This is a genomic window from Brevibacterium sp. Mu109 (assembly GCF_900169375.1).
Taxonomy (GTDB): domain Bacteria; phylum Actinomycetota; class Actinomycetes; order Actinomycetales; family Brevibacteriaceae; genus Brevibacterium; species Brevibacterium yomogidense_A.
In genome coordinates this window covers 1-1,075 of sequence record NZ_FXZF01000115.1, presented here as the reverse complement: position 1 = coordinate 1,075, position 1,075 = coordinate 1, and the positions used below count along the sequence as shown (strand labels likewise).

Here is a 1,075-nt window from a genome sequence, read left to right as displayed (position 1 = left end):
ACCCTCGACGGTCTGCTCGTCCCGCTGACGGAGACGACGTGGGTGCGGTCGGGTGCGGTGCTCGGACCAGAGGATCGCATCAGTGCGCTGGCGGCGCAGATCCCAGCGCGGCTCGTCGTCTCGCACTCGACTGCCTGGTGGGTCCATGTCGGTCTCGGTCGGGCGCCGAGCCCGCTGACCTTCACGACGCATCCGCGCAGGAGGGTGCTCGACCAGGACGGAGCCGTCGTCCACGAACTCAACCTCGGCCGCGGCGACTGGGAGACGATCGCCGGTCTGCCGGTGACGACGCCGATGCGACGAGTGCCGGCAGCGGTGCCGTCGATGTCGGTGCCGTCGTCGTCCCGCCGCCCGAGGACGACGAGGGGGACTACCTCGGCGCCTATGGGGATTCCGACATCGATTCCGGGGGAGCAGGGATCGCGAACGGTGCGCAGGGGAACGCTCATCCTCAGGGAAGTGGGAGTGGCTCACCCACCGCGCCCGCAGCCCGAGCGAACGGCGCGAAGCCATGCAAGTCACGGTATGGACACCGGCGGATACTCGGCTGGCAGCTCCGGCACTGGCAGCGGTGGGTTCGATGCGCCTGCACCCACCTCGGCGGCGGCACCGGTCGATGCTCAGCCCACCGGTTCCGGTCGGGACGAGGACGAGTATGATCCGGAGACGGACCTCGACATCACCGACGCCCCGCAGGTCGGCGTGGCCGTCATCGCCAAGGTCCTCGGCGGAGAGATCATCCATGCAAGAGACGGATGAGCGCAGTGTATGAGGGGGCCCTTCAGGCCCTCGTCGAAGAGTTCGGCAAGCTCCCGGGCATCGGGCCGGCAACGTCTCGGAAGAGGCCGAGTGCACCGTGTGTCAGGACCCGCGCCGTGATCGGACGATGATCTGCGTCGTCGAGGAGCCCAAGGACGTCGTCGCCATCGAGCGCACTCGCGAATACCGCGGTCTCTACCACGTGCTCGGGGGAGCGATCGATCCGATGGCCGGCGTCGGCCCGGACAACCTGCGGATCAAGGAGCTCATGCCTCGCCTGCAGAACGGCGAGGTCGCAGAGATCGTCATCGCCATC

Annotated in this window: 2 pseudogenes; both read left to right on the top strand. The window is 68.5% G+C overall.

The features are described from left to right. Window positions 1–759: pseudogene (locus tag BSP109_RS17855) on the top strand (hypothetical protein); the annotation flags it as partial. Continuing rightward, window positions 756–1,075 (top strand): annotated as a pseudogene (locus BSP109_RS16755) (toprim domain-containing protein); the annotation flags it as partial. The pseudogenes BSP109_RS17855 and BSP109_RS16755, both read left to right, overlap by 4 nt.